Source organism: Sphingobium sp. ba1 (assembly GCF_000743655.1).
Classification (GTDB): Bacteria; Pseudomonadota; Alphaproteobacteria; order Sphingomonadales; family Sphingomonadaceae; genus Sphingobium.
In genome coordinates, this window is sequence record NZ_JPPQ01000069.1 from 1,853,254 (window position 1) to 1,869,397 (window position 16,144).

Below are 16,144 nucleotides of genomic sequence, written 5' to 3' on the forward strand. Positions count from 1 at the left end.
TGGCATGGTGGTCGATCCCGCCAGGACCGCTCACAAGGCTGAGTATGAAGGCGAGCGTTACGCCTTCTGCTCGGCCGGCTGTAAGGCGAAGTTCGACGCCGACCCCGTGCATTATGCAGCACGGGTAGCGCATGCCGAGCCGCACCATGAGGGTGCTGCTACCCATGGCGATCATTCCCACCCTAGCCACACCCATAGACTTGATCGCCATGAGCATCACCCCGTTGCGGCGTTAACGGCAGCCGTAACGGAGGGCACGATCTGGACCTGCCCGATGCATCCGGAAATCCGCCGGGACGCGCCGGGCAGTTGTCCGATCTGCGGCATGGCGCTGGAGCCGCTGATCGCGGCGGCGGATGCCGGACCCAGTCCCGAACTTGCCGATATGACCCGGCGCTTCTGGATCGGCCTCGCGCTCGCCTTGCCCGTGTTCCTGCTGGAGATGGGCGGCCACCTGATCCCGGCGCTGCACCATCTGGTGCCGATGCACATCTCGATCTGGATCCAGTTCGCCCTGGCGACGCCGGTGGTGCTGTGGGCCGGATGGCCGTTCTTCGCGCGTGGCTGGGCGTCGATCGTCAACCGCAGCCTCAACATGTTCACGCTGATCGCGATGGGGACCGGCGTCGCCTGGGGATACAGCATCGTCGCGACATTCGCGCCGCAGCTCTTCCCGCAGGCTTTCCGTGACGCTGATGGCGCGGTCGCGGTCTATTACGGGACCGGTGAGAGGATGGTCGAAAACGTACGCTAAGCGTGTCGCGTAGATCATCCGCATCGTTCGAGCCTATGGCTTGAAACGGGACCGCCTCCCCAACTTGTCGATCGCGAACGCTGCATTGTGAGGATCGGACCGCGCTGGCGAAGCGACCAGAGTTCGCCGTGTTCGCCGGTCTTGTCTTTGCAGGTAGCGCGATAGTTCAGCGCACCATCAATGCCGCTTGCCACCGCCTTGGCCGTGCAGCTTTCTCCGGCTCTTTCCAGACGCACAGGGTCATAGCCGATGAACGTCCACGGATCAGCCGGACACGCAAGGCGCGATGGAGACCAGGTTCCCGGCAGCGGAGGGTCGCGATCGGGTTCGGCGGACGCTTTGTAGCCCCTCATTTTGACGCCGTTCAAGCTGGCTTCGCCGGGCCGTTCCTCGATCAAGCGAGCGGCAAGAAAAGTGCTGGCAGCCTCCGCCGCAGTCTTCACCTCGGTCGCCAATCGGGGCCGATCGCGCCACACCAGAATGACTTGACGACCCCTGAACGGCAACTTGGTCGCACATTGATAGAAAAGCCGGTCAGGTCCGGGTGTCGATTCCGGTGAACATAAGACGGTACTCTCGCCGAGCTTGCGCGCCGTGCCGCGCCCGCGCGGCACGGCTACCGACATGCTGGAAGGATCGATCAGGATGCTCTCATCCAGCAGCAGATCATAGTTCTCGTTCGGCCTGACCCTGAGGAAACGTGGAAAATCGGAGACGTAGGTTTCCACTTCGCCCGGCCTCAAATTGAACACCAATCCCATTACGCTTGGATGTTCGGCATGATCGGTGGAACCGGCCTGTGCCGTTTCGTCGCCCGTTTTTTGACGAACCATTGCAGCCAGCAGATGCGATGAGGCAGCAGAGCAAAGCGATCCGATGCATAATGCTATGATTATTCATCCCGTTCGCCCCTTGCGTTGCAGCAGCTTCTCGCCATCGGGTCTGATCTCGCCCTTGGGGGTGACGTGTCGGTAGAGGGTCTGCCGGGTAACGCCGAGTTCGGCGCACAGCTCGGCGACCTTGGTTTCGGGCTTGCCCATCGCAGCCTGGGCAAGGCGCAGCTTGGCGGGCGTCATCTTGAACGGCCGTCCGCCGTGCCGTCCCCGCGCACGGGCGGAGGCAAGGCCGGCGCGGGTACGCTCGACGATCAGTTCTCGCTCGAACTCGGCGAGGCCGGCGAAGATCGCGAAGATCAATCGACCGTTGGCGGTAGTGGTGTCGATCGACGCGCCTTCGCCCGCCAGCACCTTGAGGCCGATCTGCCGCTTCGTCAGCTCGCCGACCAGATTGACAAGGTGGCGCAGGTCACGCCCCAACCGATCGAGCTTCCACACAACCAGCGTGTCGCCGCGACGTAGCGCCTTGAGGCAGGCGTCGAGGCCGGGGCGCGTATCGCGCCGTCCCGATGCGGCGTCCTCATAGATGTGATCGGGATCGACGCCTACCGCGACCAGCGCGTCGCGCTGGAGGTCGTGGACCTGGCTGCCGTCCGCCTTCGACACCCGTGCATAGCCGATCTGCGTCGTCACATATACGTCCGTTCGTGTGACAGAGCGGGAGCGCTCCTCCAACAATCCTCATCCTGTCACATAACCCGTCTTCTGGTCTATGCTCCATGAACAGGTCCGCTTTCCTGTTTCGTGACGAACAGGACACCGATGCCGACCAAGACCATTCTGTCGCCCGCGCAGCGCACTGCCATCTTCGATCCGCCCGCTGATCGCGCGACGATTGAACGGCTCTACACGCTCGGTCCCGATGATCTGGCGCAGGTGGCGCGACGTCGGCGCGGGGCCAACCGGATCGGCTACGCGGTGCAGCTTTGCTACCTGCGTCATCCCGGCCGCGGGCTGCTGATGGGTGAGGCGGTGCCCGACGCCATACTCAAGCTGCTCGCCGAGCAGATCGGGTGCGCGGCCGACGACTTCACCGGCTATGCCATGCGCTCCACGACGCTGCGCGAACACCGTGCCGAAATCGAAGCCCTGCTCGGTCTGCGTGCCTTTGCGCGAGTGGACGTGCGAGCGATGCTGGCGCTGGGATCGGAGATCGCCGCCTCGACCGACCGGGGCGAGACGATTGTCGCCGGCATGGTCGATCGCCTGCGCGCAGACCGGATCGTGCTGCCGGCACCATCGACGCTGGAACGGCTCGCGCTTATCGTGCGGACACGGGCGCGCAAGGCCGCTCATGCTAACCTGATCCGCGACTGTTCGGCCGAGCAGGAAGCCGCGCTCGAACATCTGATCGCAACCGACGACCACGGCCGCACCCGGCTCGGGTGGATACGCGAATGGCCCGAAGCCCCTTCGGCCGCCAACCTGAAAGGGATTATCGAACGGCTTGACGCTGTGCGCGGCATCGGGATCGCAGCGGATAGGGCGCGACGTATACATGCCGCCCGCTATGCCGTCATCGCACGGACCGCCGGTATCGTCACCGCCCAGCACCTGCGACGTCTCGAACGCCTGCGCCGGCTCGCCATGCTCATCGCCTCGATGATCGAGATGGAGGCGGGATTGACTGATGCCGCACTGGTCATGGTCGAGAAGATGGTGGGCGCGCTGTTCCGCCGCGCCGACCGCAACCGCTCCGATCGGTTGCTCGGCCAGGCACGGATGCTGAAGGACACCGCACGCTTCCATGCCCGGCTCGGTCGCCTTCTGGTCGATGCTCGCGCGAGTGGGCGCGATGCCTTCCGCACGATCGACGCCAAGGTTGGCTGGGAGCAACTCGAACGCAGCATCCGCTTCGCCGAGGACCTGACGCGCTCGGCCGACGACGGGCTGGAGGAAGTGGTCGAACGCTATACCGCCGTCCGGCGGTTCGCCCCGACGTTTCTTGCCGCTTTCACTTTCCGCACCGCGCGGTCGGGCGATCCGCTGCTCGGCGCGATCGAGGTGTTGCGCACGATGTACCGCGACGGTCGATCGGCCCTGCCGAAGCGGGTGCCAACCAGCTTCATCAAGCCGCGCTGGCGCAAGGTCGTGCAGCCTGCGGAAGGGACGATCGACCGGCGCGCTTACGAGATCGCGGTGATCGTCCATCTGCGCGAGCGGCTCGGGTCGGGCAGCATCTGGGTGGACGGCAGCCGCGCCTATCGCACGCTCGACGACTATCAGCTGCCCGTGCCCACTTTTGAGGCGATGCGCGCGACCGGCGATCTGCGCCTGGCCGTGCCGACCGACTTCCCCGAATGGTATGAGGAGCGCCGCACCCTACTGGTCCGGCGCATGACGGAGGTGGAACGCGCAGCCGCGGCGGGCGAGCTGGTCGACGTGACAATCGAGCGCGGGCAGTTGCTGATCTCGCCGATCCGGCGCTCTCCCTCCGACGATGCCGATGCACTGAAGGCCCGGCTCTACGCGATGCTGCCGCGCGTCCGCATCACCGACCTGCTGGTCGAGGTCGCCGCATGGTCGGGTTTCGCCGACCGCTTCGTCCATGCGCGCAGCGGCGCCTCCGCCTCCGACCAATCCGCGCTGATGGGTGCGATCCTCGCCGATGCGACCAATCTCGGCCTGGGCCGCATGGCCGAAAGTTCGCGCGGGCTGACGTTGCCTCGCCTGCGCTGGACGGCGGAATGGCATGTGCGCGACGAAACCTACCTGTCGGCGCTGGCGGCGATCGTCGATTGCCACACCGCGCATCCCCTCGCGGCGGTTTGGGGACCGGGCGACACATCGTCGTCGGACGGCCAGTTCTTCCGCGCCGGTGGTCAGGGCGAGGCCCTCGCCGATCGCAACGCCCGCTACGGCACCGAACCCGGCGTGCTGTTCTACACCCACGTCACCGACCGCTTTACGCCGTTCCATACCAAGGTCATCGCCGCCAATGCCGGCGAAGCCGCGCATGTCCTCGACGGCCTGCTCGACCATGAGAGCGAACTGGTGATCCGCGAACATGCGACGGATACCGCCGGCGCGGTCGATCACGTCTTCGGTTTGTGCCACCTGCTCGGCTTCCGCTTCGCACCGCGCATCCGCGACCTCAACGAGCGCCGGCTGTATGGCCTGTCGCCGCTCGACCCGTGGCCGACGCTGCGCCCGCTCGTCGCCGGGCCGGTCAACCTCCGCGCGATCGAGGAGAACTGGGACGAAACCCTGCGCCTTGCCGCCTCGATCCGTGCCGGCACCGTCAGCGCCTCGGTCATGCTGCGCAAGCTGGCGGGTTTCCCGCGTCAGAACCCGGTCGCCCGCGCCCTGCGCGAGATTGGACGGATCGAGCGCACACTGTTCATGCTCGACTGGTTCGACGATCCCGACCAGCGGCGCCGCACCGGCAGCATCCTCAACAAGGGCGAGGCCCGCAACGCGCTCGCCCGCGCCATCTTCTTCAACCGGCTCGGCGAACTGCGCGACCGCACCTTCGAGAACCAGCGCCATCGTGCATCCGGCCTGACCCTCGCCACCGCGGCCGTGACGCTCTGGAATACCGTCTATCTCGACCGCGCCGTCCGTCATCTGCGCGGCAGCGGCGTCGACGTGCCCGACGAACTGCTCGCCCACGTCGCCCCGCTGGGCTGGGAGCATGTCGGCCTGACCGGCGACTATCTTTGGGGCGAGATCGACAAACCCCGTGAACGGTTCAGGCCGCTCCGGCTCCACCAGCAAGGCCGGGACGCTTAGCGTACGTTTTCGACCATCCTCTCACCGGCCCCCTAGGTTCCCTCCGAGCCACCCGTTTCGAATATCTGGGAGTCGGCCGCGAAGAGTCGCTCTGTTCCTTTCGCATCGAGCTTTTCAATCGCCGCCTTGTACTGCGACAGTACTGCCTCCACGGCCTTCGTATCCGCGAAGCGCGATGCAGGCTGGGCGGCGACCGCGATCGGCATCGCCAGTGCTGTGGCCATTGCCACCCTAAACGCCAAAATCATGTTTCCCCCTTCAAAATGCCAGATGGTTGAGGCCGCCATGCATGAAGGCGCGCCCCAGGAACCCTTGTAGTTGTCTGGCGCACAAACCTTGAGGTGACGCCTTCTATCCGGAAGTTCGGTCCACACGAGCGGCTGACCGACCGCATTCAGGACCATTGCATGCATCGCATGCCTCCCAGCATCTGACAGCTGCACCAAGACGAGCCTGCCGAAACAGGATCGTCTTCGAACCTCTGCCTCAGTTAAAGACCATGCCGCCGTCGATAATCAGGGCTTGCCCTGTCATGTAATCCGAGTCCGGGCCAGCAAGGAAGGATACGCAGGCTGCCACGTCTTCCGGCTCAGAGATGCGCCCGAGCGTTACGTTCTTCGCCCATTGCTGCAGGCCCCATTCAAGGGTCTGGCCATTTTCATCAGCGACCTTCTGAGCAATGCCCTCCATCATGGGCGTGCGCACGATACCGGGACAATAGGCATTGCTGGTGATGCCAAGGGGTGCGAGATCCTTGGCTGCTGTCTGGGTGATGCCGCGGATCGCGAACTTGGTCGCGCCGTAAACCGCCAGATCGGGATTGCCAACCTGTCCCGCCTGTGACGAAGCATTGATGATCTTGCCGACGATATCGCCGGCCTTCTCGGGCTTACGTGCCTTGAAATGCTTGAGCGCCGCCTGGATGCCCCAATAGGTGCCGCCGACATTGACGTCGAACACCTTGTGGTAGATTTCGGGCGTGATCTCCTCGATCGGTGTGGTCGGTCCGAGGCCTGCGTTGTTCACGATGACATCGAGCCGGCCAAGCCTATGCCCTGGCCGGCACCTGTGACGATTGCGACCTTCTTGCCAGTAGTCATGATAATCTTCCTTCGTCTGTTCAGGATGGCGCCTCTCCTCCACCGGCGCGTCTCCTCCCTCCTAAGGGTGAGAGGAGACGCGTTCAGAAAGGCAATTGACCTCCGGCCCCGGCGGTGACCGGCTGATCGACGAAGACACGCCCGATCGAAAAGCGGCTCGTTATTGCTCGAAATCGATGACGACGCGGCCCTGGATGTCGCCCTTGTGCATCCGGGAGAAGATGTCGTTGATGTTCTCGAGTTTGTCGGTTGAGATCGTGGCCTTCACCTTGCCGTCACCGGCGAAGTCCAAGGCTTCCTGTAAATCGAGCCGCGTCCCCACGATCGATCCCCGCACGGTCACGCCGTTCAGCACCGTGTCGAAGATCGGCAGCGGGAAGTCACCGGGCGGCAGGCCGTTGAGCGCGACCGTGCCGCCGCGTCCCACCATACCCATCGCCTGTTCGAAGGCCTTGGGCGACACGGCGGTGACCAACACCCCATTCGCGCCTCCGATCTGCTTCTTCACGAAAGCGATCGGGTCTTCCGAACGGGCGTTGACTGCCAACGTGGCCCCCAGCGACCGGGCGAGGTCGAGCTTCCTGTCATCGACATCGACGGCGACGACGTTGAGGCCCATCGCCTTGGCATATTGCACGGCGAGATGGCCGAGACCTCCGATGCCGGAGATCACCACCCAGTCGCCCGGTTTGGTGTCGGTTACCTTGAGGCCCTTGTAGACGGTGACGCCGGCGCACAGGATCGGCGCAATATCGACGAACGAAACGTTGCCGGGCAGATGCCCCACATAATTGGGATCGGCGAGAACATATTCGGCAAAGCTGCCGTTCACCGAATACCCGGTATTGTGCTGCTCCTCGCACAGCGTTTCCCAGCCGCCCAGGCAGTGCGTGCAATGGCCGCAGGCATCATATAGCCATGGCACGCCCACCCGGTCGCCCTCCTTGACATGCTTCACACCTGCGCCAACCGCGACCACATGTCCGACGCCCTCGTGACCAGGAATGAAGGGTGGATTGGGCTTGACCGGCCAATCGCCCTCAGCGGCATGCAGGTCGGTGTGGCACACACCGGTGGCTGCGATCTTGACGAGGATCTGGCCGGCGCCAGGTCGGGGCACCGCGACTTCCTCCATGACCAATGGCTTTCCGAATTCACGGACGACCGCGGCTTTCATCGTGCTTTCCATGGCGATGTTCCTCTCTCAGAAATGCGCGTCGATATCGACGACATCGATCAGCTTGTGATTGACGAACTCCTTGAGGCCGAGGCCCAGCAGTTCGCGGCCATAGCCCGAGCGACGGATGCCGCCGAACGGCAGGTCGGCCTCCACCTTAGTCGGGTGATTGACGAAGACCATGCCGGTGGAAATCCGCTTCGCCACTTCGGCGCCGTGGACAGGATCGGAGGTGAAGACGGAGCCGCCCAGGCCAAAGGGCGAGTCGTTGGCGATGCGCACGGCATCGTCCTCATCCTTCGCACGGAACAGCATCGATACCGGACCGAAGAATTCCCAATAACGGGCCGGATTGCCCTCATCGAGGTCGGTCAGAAAAGTTGGCTGCACGAAAGCCCCCTTGTTCGGCACTGTAGGACCGACTTCCTCAGCCTTGGCGCCCAGTTCGACGGCCTTGCGGATCTGTTCCTTGATGTCGTCGGCCGCCTTTTGCGAGGAGAGCGGCGCGAGAGTGGTGCCGGGGTCGGAGGGGTCGCCCATGACGAGCTTGGCTACGCCCTTGCGATAACCGTCGAGGAAGGTGTCGTAGACTTCATCGACGACGATCATGCGCTTGGACGAAACACAGACCTGGCCACCGTTCCAGTGCCGGCCGAAGACGGCCCAGTCGATCGTCTTGTCCATGTCGGCATCGGCGAGCACGACAAAGGCGTCGGCGCCGCCCAGTTCCATGGTCGACTTCTTGAGCGCCTTGCCGGCCTCGGATGCAACCACCGCGCCGGCAGCTTCCGAGCCAGTCAACGCCACGCCATGAACGCGCGGATCGTTGATGATGAGGTTGATCTGATCGCGCGTTGCATAGAGATTCTGGAACGCGCCTTCCGGCAGACCCGCTTCGTTCATCAGTCTCTCGAACGCCGCGGCGCTCTGCGGAACGTTCGAGGCGTGCTTGAGGATCAGCGTGTTGCCGGCCGAGAGTTGCGGCGCGAGAATGCGGGCAATCTGATAATAAGGGAAATTCCATGGCTCGATCGCCAGGAGGACGCCGAGCGGCTCGTGCACCAGCATCGCCTCGCCTTCGGCGGGATCGAGCACCGGCAGCTTCTCCGGCTTCAGCAGGTCTTCCGCATGCCGAACATAATATTCGAAGATCTTGGCGGAGAGTTCCACCTCGGCCTTCGCTTCGGCGACCAGCTTACCCATTTCCAGCGTCAGCAGGCGGGCAAAAGCATCGCTGTCCCGGCGCAGGATGTCTGCGGCATTCTGCAGGATACGGCCGCGCTCGGCGAAGGAGGTTTCGCGCCAACTGAGGAAAGCCGCGTCTGCTTTGTCCAGCGCGGTCTTCACCTCCTCGTCCGTTGCGTCGGGAAAGGTCGCAACAGTGTCTCCGGTATAGGGATTGATGGTCGCGTAGGTCATTGTCCATTCTCCTGTGGTGAATCAGATTTCGGGGGTAAGGGGTACGGTCACGCGCCGAGATCCTTCACGGCCTGCACCATCTGCGTCAGCACCGCCTGGGCATCCCCATAGACCATGCTGCAATTCTCGTTGAAGAAGAGCAGGTTCTCGACGCCGGAATAACCTTTGCCCTGACCGCGCTTGACGACATAGACCTGGTGGGCCTGGTCGGCATCGAGGATGGGCATGCCGTAGATCGGCGAGGATTTGTCGGTGCGTGCCGCCGGGTTGACGACATCGTTGGCCCCGATGACCAGCGCGACATCGGTGTTGGCAAACTCGGCGTTGATATCTTCCATATCGAAGATGATGTCATAGGGCACGCCGGCTTCGGCGAGCAGCACGTTCATGTGACCGGGCATGCGCCCCGCAACCGGATGGATCGCGAACTTCACGCCGACGCCTGCGGCCTGGAGCAGCTTCACGCGAACTCGTTCATCTCGGCATACTCGGCCGCTCTTGACCCGGCCATCGGCAACCGCACCGCCATAATCGACGGCCATATAACCGCCTGAATGACCCCCGGATAGAACTCGGTACCTGGACTGCGCCATGCTGTGCCCCTCCTCTCTGGAGGCGAGTAAGGCCTCAAATTACGTATTTGTCCCAGCTCGCATAATGTTCGGGGCTGCGCTTGCCGCGCGGCAGGCTGAGCCCGATGAGCGCGATTCCCACGACCACCGACACGATCGCCCCAAGGGGGCCGGCCCCTGTCAGCAGGAACGGGGCAGCGACGAGCCATGCCCCGAACGCGACATTGATGAAGCGGAGAGCGCGGGCCACCTCTGCGGTGGCAATGATCGCGACTGTGATCACGAGGGCGCCGACGACATGGTCGCTGTTCGCCATCTCGCCTTCGTTCCCCAGGATCACCCGCGTCAGCATCAGGAAGGCGCCGAGCACGATACTGGCCGCCAGCGTCCACGGCAGCGTCAGCCCGCGCTTCGCATCCGCCCAGAAGGTAGAAGGCGAGGCCATCACGTCGGATGCGTCCTCGGCCCCCGCCTCGACCGCGTCGCCCTGGAAGAAGGTGCGGATCAGCGGCTTGCCGCGGCGCTTCGCCCAGGCGAGGAACTGGCCCATGGCAATGACCTCGTCCAATGCGAACGGGATCATGATCAGCATGGCGAGCGCGGCGATCAGCGCCAGCGTGCTCCACGTGCCGATGACGATCGGCTGGCTGATGATGAAATAGATGCTGACGACGCCGAGCGGAATGACGAGAATGCCGAAGAAGGTCACCATCCACGGCATGGTCCGCCAGCGGTCGCGGGTGCCCATCACCGCCATAAGAATTTCGAGCACGTAGCTGACTGTACCAAGACCGCCGTCGGGGATCGGCCAAGCCTTCGACATGTCGGATGTAATGATCTCCTCGGTCCCATTACGCGGGTCGGCCAGCGATCCAGCAAAGAACGGCTCCCACACAGTATCGATGTGGCCTAACTGGTAGGCCGTCAGGATACGCGAGGTCAGAAGCCCAATCAGCGCCATGGCGACGATCGGCAGCCGCTGCGCGTCCGTCGATGGCGAATAGGTCCAGCCAGGCGGGATGTTCTTGGGGTCCATCATGCCCGCCATGCTCATGCCCGGCATCATTGGCACGAGCACCGACAGGGCGATCACGGCCGAGCCGATGAGCAGGTTGTTGTTGTACTGCGCGGCGCTCGGGCTCCAGAAGATCAGCGGCGCGAAGAACAGCCAGATGCCGATGAACGCGACAGCCCACTGCGCCCATGTCTTGGTGCGCGGGGCGAGCGACAGCGCGCCGAACAGCGCGATGGCGAGCCCGCTGACGACATCGCTGATAGCCAGTGCGCTGGCCCGCCATTCGATCGAAGGCAGCCCGCGATCGACGGTTACGAAACGCGCGGCTTCGCCGACGCTCTGCGTGGTCATGGAATCATAGATGAGCGGGCTGGAGGCGAGCCACAGACCGAGACCGATGTTGGCGTAAAGCGCCCAGCGTGCGCGGCGCTCATCGCGGTCCATCAAGGCCATGTGATCGCCGTGCCCGCCGTGGTCCGACATGGCCGCGACCGCGGCGCCGGACCCGTGCCCCATCGCCGCGTGGTCCATTTTGCTGTGATCCATCCCGCCGTGATCTATGCCGCCCGTTCCGGCGGCCGCTGCGGGCTGGTGGTGGCCAGACCCCGCAAGCTCGGCCTCTGGCTCTTCATCCCACGCGACCAGGTTCTCGTTGAGCTTGTTGTTCCGGTACCAGGCCCGCGGATGCCGCTTGAGCGCAGCGACGATCGCCGGGAGCGTGTCGCGAAGGCTGTGCTTCGGTTCCCACCCGAGCAGCGACCGTGCGCGCGAGATGTCGAGGATATAGTGGTCGTTGCTGCTGTCGATCATCCAGGGCTGGATAAAGTCGTCGCTGCCGAGCGCTTCGTTCTGCAGGATGATCCCGGCCTTCGCGAGCGGCTGCGGGATGCGGATCGTCTTCCAGCCCTCGCCGTGGAGCGCCTCCCCGACGATGTCCTGGATCTCGGCATAGCCGGGCGGGTCGGGTTCGCCGACGAGCAGCGGCAGTTCTGACGGCAAGTCGTGCCGCCGATCGACGAGGCGCACCACGGCGTCGGCCAAGTCCTCGCGGTGCACCGATGACTGTGCCGCGCACAGCATGCCGGGATAGAAATGCGAGATCAGGCGGTGCTCGTAGATCTGCGATATCTGCTGCGCGAGAAACGCCGAGCGCCCGTCGTCGTCGTAAACTCCTGCGGCGCGGAGGAAGACGACGGGGATGTTCCCGTGGCGCTCATGCAGCAATGCCTCGGTGTCGACCTTGGACTGCGGATACGCCCAGGACGCACCGATTGGCGACTCCTCGCTGATGCGCTCCTCCGGAGTGGCGGTCGGCTTATGGACCAGCATCGTGCTGGCGAAGACGAATTGCTCGACCTCGAACGATTGCAGCCCGTCAATCAGCCGGCGGGTGCCCTGGACTGTCACCTTGTCATAGAGCGGGTTAGGCTTGCCGGTTATGTCGTAATAAGCGGCTAGGTGGATAACCGACGCGATGCGGGCGCCGTATCGTGCGCGCACCTCCTCGAGCGCGGCGCGGACCGCCTCGTCGGACCCGAGATCGATGGCGACCGCGGCCGCAGGAGGCGGCGGGTCCGGAGGACCGGCACGATCGAGTCCGACGACCGTGTAGCGTTCGCCGAGCCGGGCAATGAGCGCGGCGGCTATGAAACCGCTCGCACCCGTGATGAGGACGATCTCAGGAGCACCCTTGCCGCTCCCGGGCTCGCTGCGTTCGACGTCGGTCATGACTCTGCCACCCTCGTTCGTTCACCTTTGAATACATCAACAGACCCAGCAGAGCTAACCTCACCTACATGCCCGATGCGGGCGGTGCGAGGGTGCCGAGCCATGCTACGAGCGCCAAGATACCAATCACGCAGGTTGTCTCGACCGCCAGGCTGACCCGCAGCGTCATAAGCGCTCCGTCATGATCGTTCATGGCAATCGAGCGTTCGAAGGCCGGCGTGAGGCGGAACCGATTAAGCGACGCGAGTCCCAGCATCGCTGCGAACAAGACCAGCTTGGCGAGCAGCAGCAAGCCGTAGAGCGTCGTGCCCAAGGCCGTGAAATTGGCTGGGCCCACGAGCAGCCAGCTGTTGATCAAGCCGGTGATCACTAAAATGGCAACCACGAGCGTGCCCACCGCCCCGAAGCCGTGCAGCGCCCGATGGGTAAGCTGAAGGTGCGCGGCATCGATCGCCTCGGCGCGGCGCATCATCAGGAGAAGCAATCCGAACAGTGCGCCAACCCATATACCGCCTGCGAGGAGATGGAGAATGTCCGCGCCCAGGTGAAGCCATCCGGTGCTTCCCTCGTCCATGGCACCGTGCCCGTTCCACGCGAGTGTCGCCAACGCCGTAGCGGCGGCAATCATGGCCATCGCCAGCCATGATGCTCTGCCTCGCGCCAGTAGGACCGCGCCCCCGGCAATGACCAGCGCTACCATGCGCACCTTCCAGGCGGAGCCAACCGGTGGCCCTCCGAGCAAGGCAGCCACCGCGGCCTCGTCGACCGGCCAGAATGGAGATCCGGCCATCGACGAGGCCATGAGGATCAGGCCAGCGGCTGAGAGCAGCAACCCGAGCACAGCACTTCCCGAAAGCCAAGGCCGCAGAGCGATTGCATCCTCGCGCTCGCCGAGCCGAAGGCCATAGAGGCTGAACGCCGACAGGCCGAACAGCACCGCCAGGACGAGGTATAACGCCAAGCGGATGGCGACGGTCGGCCAGTCAATCATCCGCTCACTTCACCGTGAAGGTGTAGCTGCCAGTGATTTTGTGCGTGTCGCCGGAAACGACCTGCCAGTCGACGTTGTAACGCCCACGCGGGAGACGCTGCTTCGGGATGATCGTGAGCGTACGCCCGTCGGAGCCGACCGCGGCGCTGCTCGGCATCTTCATGGCCGCCATGCCAGGCATCGCGGCCATGATCAGTTCGGCCTTGGAGAAAGCAGGCACGAGTTTCTCGCTGAACTGGAGGCTGATCTTCTCCGGGGTCGCGACCGCCGCGTTGGCGGCGGGGCTGGCGGACACCAGCTTCGGGTGCGCGTTTGCCACGCCGCCTGCGAAGAACAAGGCGGCGGCAGCAGTCGTGATGAACAAGCGACGCATGCGGGTAATCTCCATTTCCGTTGAGTTCACCTGTATTACGCAGCAGGACGGGTCACCCCTCACGATCTTTTTTCGTGCCGCCGCACCCTCTTGATGAGGGGGAAGCGGCATCGGCACGTATTCACAAGGGAGTACAAAGCGCTTTCTACCTGCGCCTACCGTCCGAATGAGTAGGGCCGCGGGCCCGCCGGGCGCATGCGCGGGGTAATGATGAGGTTGCGGTTGACCAATCAAGGCTGGACTGGCGATCCCGAGGAGGTCATCGACTGTCTGATTGTGGGCGGCGGTCCCGCTGGCCTCACGACCGCGATCTATCTTTCCCGCTTTCTCAGGAGCTGCGTCGTTTACGACGCGGCGGCGGGGCGCGCCGCCTCCATCCCGCGCTCGCACAACCTCCCAGGATTTCCCGGCGGCATTTCCGGCGTCACGTTTCTTGCGCGCCTGCAGGCTCAGCTGCATGAATATGGCGGTACGGTCCAGAGCGGTGAGATCGACGCGATCGTCGCATCAGGCGATCACTTCTCGGCAAGTTGCGGACCGAACGTCCTGTACGCGCGGACCGTCGTGCTCGCGACGGGTGTCGTCAATCGACGTCCCGAGATGCCCGATGCGATGCATGACATCGGCGTCGCGCGTGGCCTTCTCCGCTACTGCCCGATTTGCGATGGTTATGAGGCTCGGCGGATGAGCGTGGCGGTGCTCGGCTGCGACCGCCATGGCGCTGAAGAAGCCGAATTCCTGCGCGCTTATGGTGCCAAGGTCACGCTTCTCGCCGAACGGTCGCTCGACCTCGCACCGACCGAATTTGCCAGGCTGACCCAGCAGGGCGTCGATGTCGCGCCCTCGCCTGTCGAGCAGCTGCGTCTTGGCGATTGTGTCGAGGTTCGATTGGCCAATGGCCTGGAGCTACAATTCGACACGCTTTACCCTGCGCTCGGCTCATCGCCTCGAACAGGGCTTGCCACTTCGCTGGGCGCGAAGCTCGCGGCAACGGGATGCGTGCTGACCGACGCCCACCAACAAACCTCGGTTGCCGGCCTCTACGCGGTTGGTGACGTTGTGGAAGGGCTCGATCAGATCAGCGTCGCGACCGGACAAGCAGCGGTCGCTGCGACCGCAATCCATAACCTGTTGCGCGACCGCGACAGCGGATTGGCATCCGCCATGGCCGGGCTGTGGCCTGCTCAGGGCCTACCGCCGACCTAGGGTGAGCCATTGGCAGTGCAACGAGTGAAAGCCCTAAACCGGAGCGCTGATTCGTACCACACGGCGATCGGCGACACGGCCCTTCTCGGTTCGATGATCCCGCACCACGATGGTGCGCGCGCGCAGGCGGCGTGGCCGTCGAAACTGTGCGCTACCCCCGGCGCCGGGGGTTAATCGATACGCCAAAGCGGCTGAACGGTCCGACGCAAAGGCCGGAACATTTCAGGTTCGTACCTCTTACTTAGACAGGGGGTGACCGCTACCTGAACAGGAGAGAACCATGCACCACATGCAAGAGATGATCGCCACGCATCCGGAAGTGAAGGGAAACACGAACGACGCACTGATCCGCTGTATTGAGGAGTGCTACTCATGTGCTCAGATCTGCACGTCGTGCGCTGATGCCTGTCTGGCGGAAGAGATGGTCGCGCAGCTTCGCCAGTGCATTCGTCTGAACCTCGACTGCGCCGACATCTGCCTGGCGGCAGGTTCTCTCGGCACCCGCCGCACCGGCAGCAATGAGCAAGCGCTGGTCGCGGCTCTTCAAGCCTGCGCCATCGCCTGCGGGCTGTGCGCGGAGGAATGCGAGAAGCATGCGAGCACGCACGAGCATTGCCGCATCTGCGCTGAACACTGCCATCGCTGCGAGCAGGCCTGCAGCGAAGCAGTTCAGTCGATCCGCTGATCAGTCAAAGGGCGCGTCCTCGGTGAAGACGCGCCCTCGGCCGTGCCTGTTCAGAAAACGACCGCTTTATGCGCACAGCCGGACCGGTTCAGAATGCCAAGTGGTATATTCCGCCGTGCATGAAGGTTCCGCCAAGGAATCCCTGGATGGAGATAGCGAGCGTCATCAGGCCAAGCACCACCCAGTACAACGTCCGCGACCGCTCGGGAACCTTACGGTGGCGCGCTGGCATCCAAGCCAGCGCGACGCCGAAGACCGCGATCAAGGTCCCGAGCCAGCGATGCGTCATCAGGATCGGGTTGCGATCGGTCAGGTAGAACCCGCCCGCGAACCAACCCAGAAACGCCGCCGCGATCGCTCCCAGCGCGCCGACCACCAGCATTATATGTGCGACATGCTGATAGTCGCGGTTGCGGCGCCACAACCCGAACAGCTCCACCCCGAACGCACCGATGAACAGTGCGATGGGAAAATGAATGACCATGGTGTGCAGCCG

13 protein-coding genes and 2 pseudogenes are annotated in these 16,144 nt (G+C 64.0%); 4 read left to right on the plus strand and 11 right to left on the minus strand.

The window, feature by feature from the left end:
• Nucleotides 1-718: pseudogene (locus IL54_RS12075) on the plus strand (heavy metal-binding domain-containing protein); the annotation flags it as partial.
• Between the two features lie 50 nt (nt 719-768).
• On the opposite strand, the gene IL54_RS12080 reads toward IL54_RS12075, so the two are convergent.
• Nucleotides 769-1,587 carry a hypothetical protein gene (locus IL54_RS12080; protein ID WP_037475969.1) on the minus strand — a complete coding sequence of 273 codons (819 nt, stop codon included), beginning with the start codon at nt 1,585-1,587 and terminating at the stop codon, nt 769-771.
• Nucleotides 1,588-1,650: 63 nt separating this feature from the next.
• The gene (locus IL54_RS12085) at nt 1,651-2,283 is read right to left on the minus strand and encodes a recombinase family protein (RefSeq protein ID WP_076605505.1); all 633 of its coding nucleotides are present in this window, start codon (nt 2,281-2,283) and stop codon (nt 1,651-1,653) included.
• Nucleotides 2,284-2,412: 129 nt separating this feature from the next.
• On the opposite strand from IL54_RS12085, the gene IL54_RS12090 reads away from it, so the two are divergent.
• On the plus strand, nt 2,413-5,382 hold the full coding sequence (locus tag IL54_RS12090) for a Tn3 family transposase (RefSeq protein ID WP_037475971.1): 2,970 nt from the start codon (nt 2,413-2,415) through the stop codon (nt 5,380-5,382).
• A 32-nt stretch (nt 5,383-5,414) separates the two neighbouring features.
• On the opposite strand, the gene IL54_RS24185 is transcribed toward IL54_RS12090, so the two are convergent.
• From IL54_RS24185 to copC, 8 genes and pseudogenes are all read right to left on the minus strand, one after another.
• Nucleotides 5,415-5,795, minus strand: a complete 381-nt coding sequence (locus tag IL54_RS24185; RefSeq protein ID WP_128720090.1) for a hypothetical protein — start codon at nt 5,793-5,795, stop codon at nt 5,415-5,417.
• Between the two features lie 73 nt (nt 5,796-5,868).
• Nucleotides 5,869-6,525 carry an SDR family oxidoreductase gene (locus tag IL54_RS12100; protein WP_202594731.1) on the minus strand — a complete coding sequence of 219 codons (657 nt, stop codon included), beginning with the start codon at nt 6,523-6,525 and terminating at the stop codon, nt 5,869-5,871.
• A 117-nt stretch (nt 6,526-6,642) separates the two neighbouring features.
• Nucleotides 6,643-7,671: an alcohol dehydrogenase AdhP gene (gene adhP, locus IL54_RS12105; protein ID WP_037475973.1), complete on the minus strand. Its 1,029-nt coding sequence runs from the start codon at nt 7,669-7,671 to the stop codon at nt 6,643-6,645.
• Nucleotides 7,672-7,686: 15 nt separating this feature from the next.
• Complete coding sequence (locus tag IL54_RS12110; RefSeq protein WP_037475975.1) at nt 7,687-9,078, minus strand: NAD-dependent succinate-semialdehyde dehydrogenase; 1,392 nt, start codon at nt 9,076-9,078, stop codon at nt 7,687-7,689.
• 47 nt (nt 9,079-9,125) lie between these two features.
• A pseudogene (locus IL54_RS12115) lies at nt 9,126-9,536 on the minus strand (NAD(P)(+) transhydrogenase (Re/Si-specific) subunit beta); the annotation flags it as partial.
• A gap of 169 nt (nt 9,537-9,705) precedes the next feature.
• Nucleotides 9,706-12,393: a vitamin K epoxide reductase family protein gene (locus IL54_RS12120; RefSeq protein ID WP_037475977.1), complete on the minus strand. Its 2,688-nt coding sequence runs from the start codon at nt 12,391-12,393 to the stop codon at nt 9,706-9,708.
• 64 nt (nt 12,394-12,457) lie between these two features.
• The gene (gene copD, locus IL54_RS12125) at nt 12,458-13,384 is read right to left on the minus strand and encodes a copper homeostasis membrane protein CopD (RefSeq protein ID WP_037475979.1); all 927 of its coding nucleotides are present in this window, start codon (nt 13,382-13,384) and stop codon (nt 12,458-12,460) included.
• 4 nt (nt 13,385-13,388) lie between these two features.
• Entirely contained in the window at nt 13,389-13,757 is a 369-nt protein-coding gene (gene copC, locus IL54_RS12130) for a copper homeostasis periplasmic binding protein CopC (protein WP_037475981.1), read from the minus strand.
• A 222-nt stretch (nt 13,758-13,979) separates the two neighbouring features.
• Here copC and IL54_RS12135 point away from each other — a divergent pair, with 222 nt between their 5' ends.
• Together IL54_RS12135 and IL54_RS12140 are read left to right on the plus strand one after the other, a co-directional pair.
• The gene (locus IL54_RS12135; RefSeq protein WP_037475983.1) at nt 13,980-14,963 is read left to right on the plus strand and encodes an FAD-dependent oxidoreductase; all 984 of its coding nucleotides are present in this window, start codon (nt 13,980-13,982) and stop codon (nt 14,961-14,963) included.
• Nucleotides 14,964-15,243: 280 nt separating this feature from the next.
• On the plus strand, nt 15,244-15,648 hold the full coding sequence (locus IL54_RS12140) for a four-helix bundle copper-binding protein (RefSeq protein WP_037475984.1): 405 nt from the start codon (nt 15,244-15,246) through the stop codon (nt 15,646-15,648).
• 88 nt (nt 15,649-15,736) lie between these two features.
• On the opposite strand, the gene IL54_RS12145 is transcribed toward IL54_RS12140, so the two are convergent.
• Nucleotides 15,737-16,144 (minus strand): DUF2231 domain-containing protein (locus IL54_RS12145; RefSeq protein WP_037478521.1); only part of this gene is annotated, 408 nt, incomplete at its 5' end.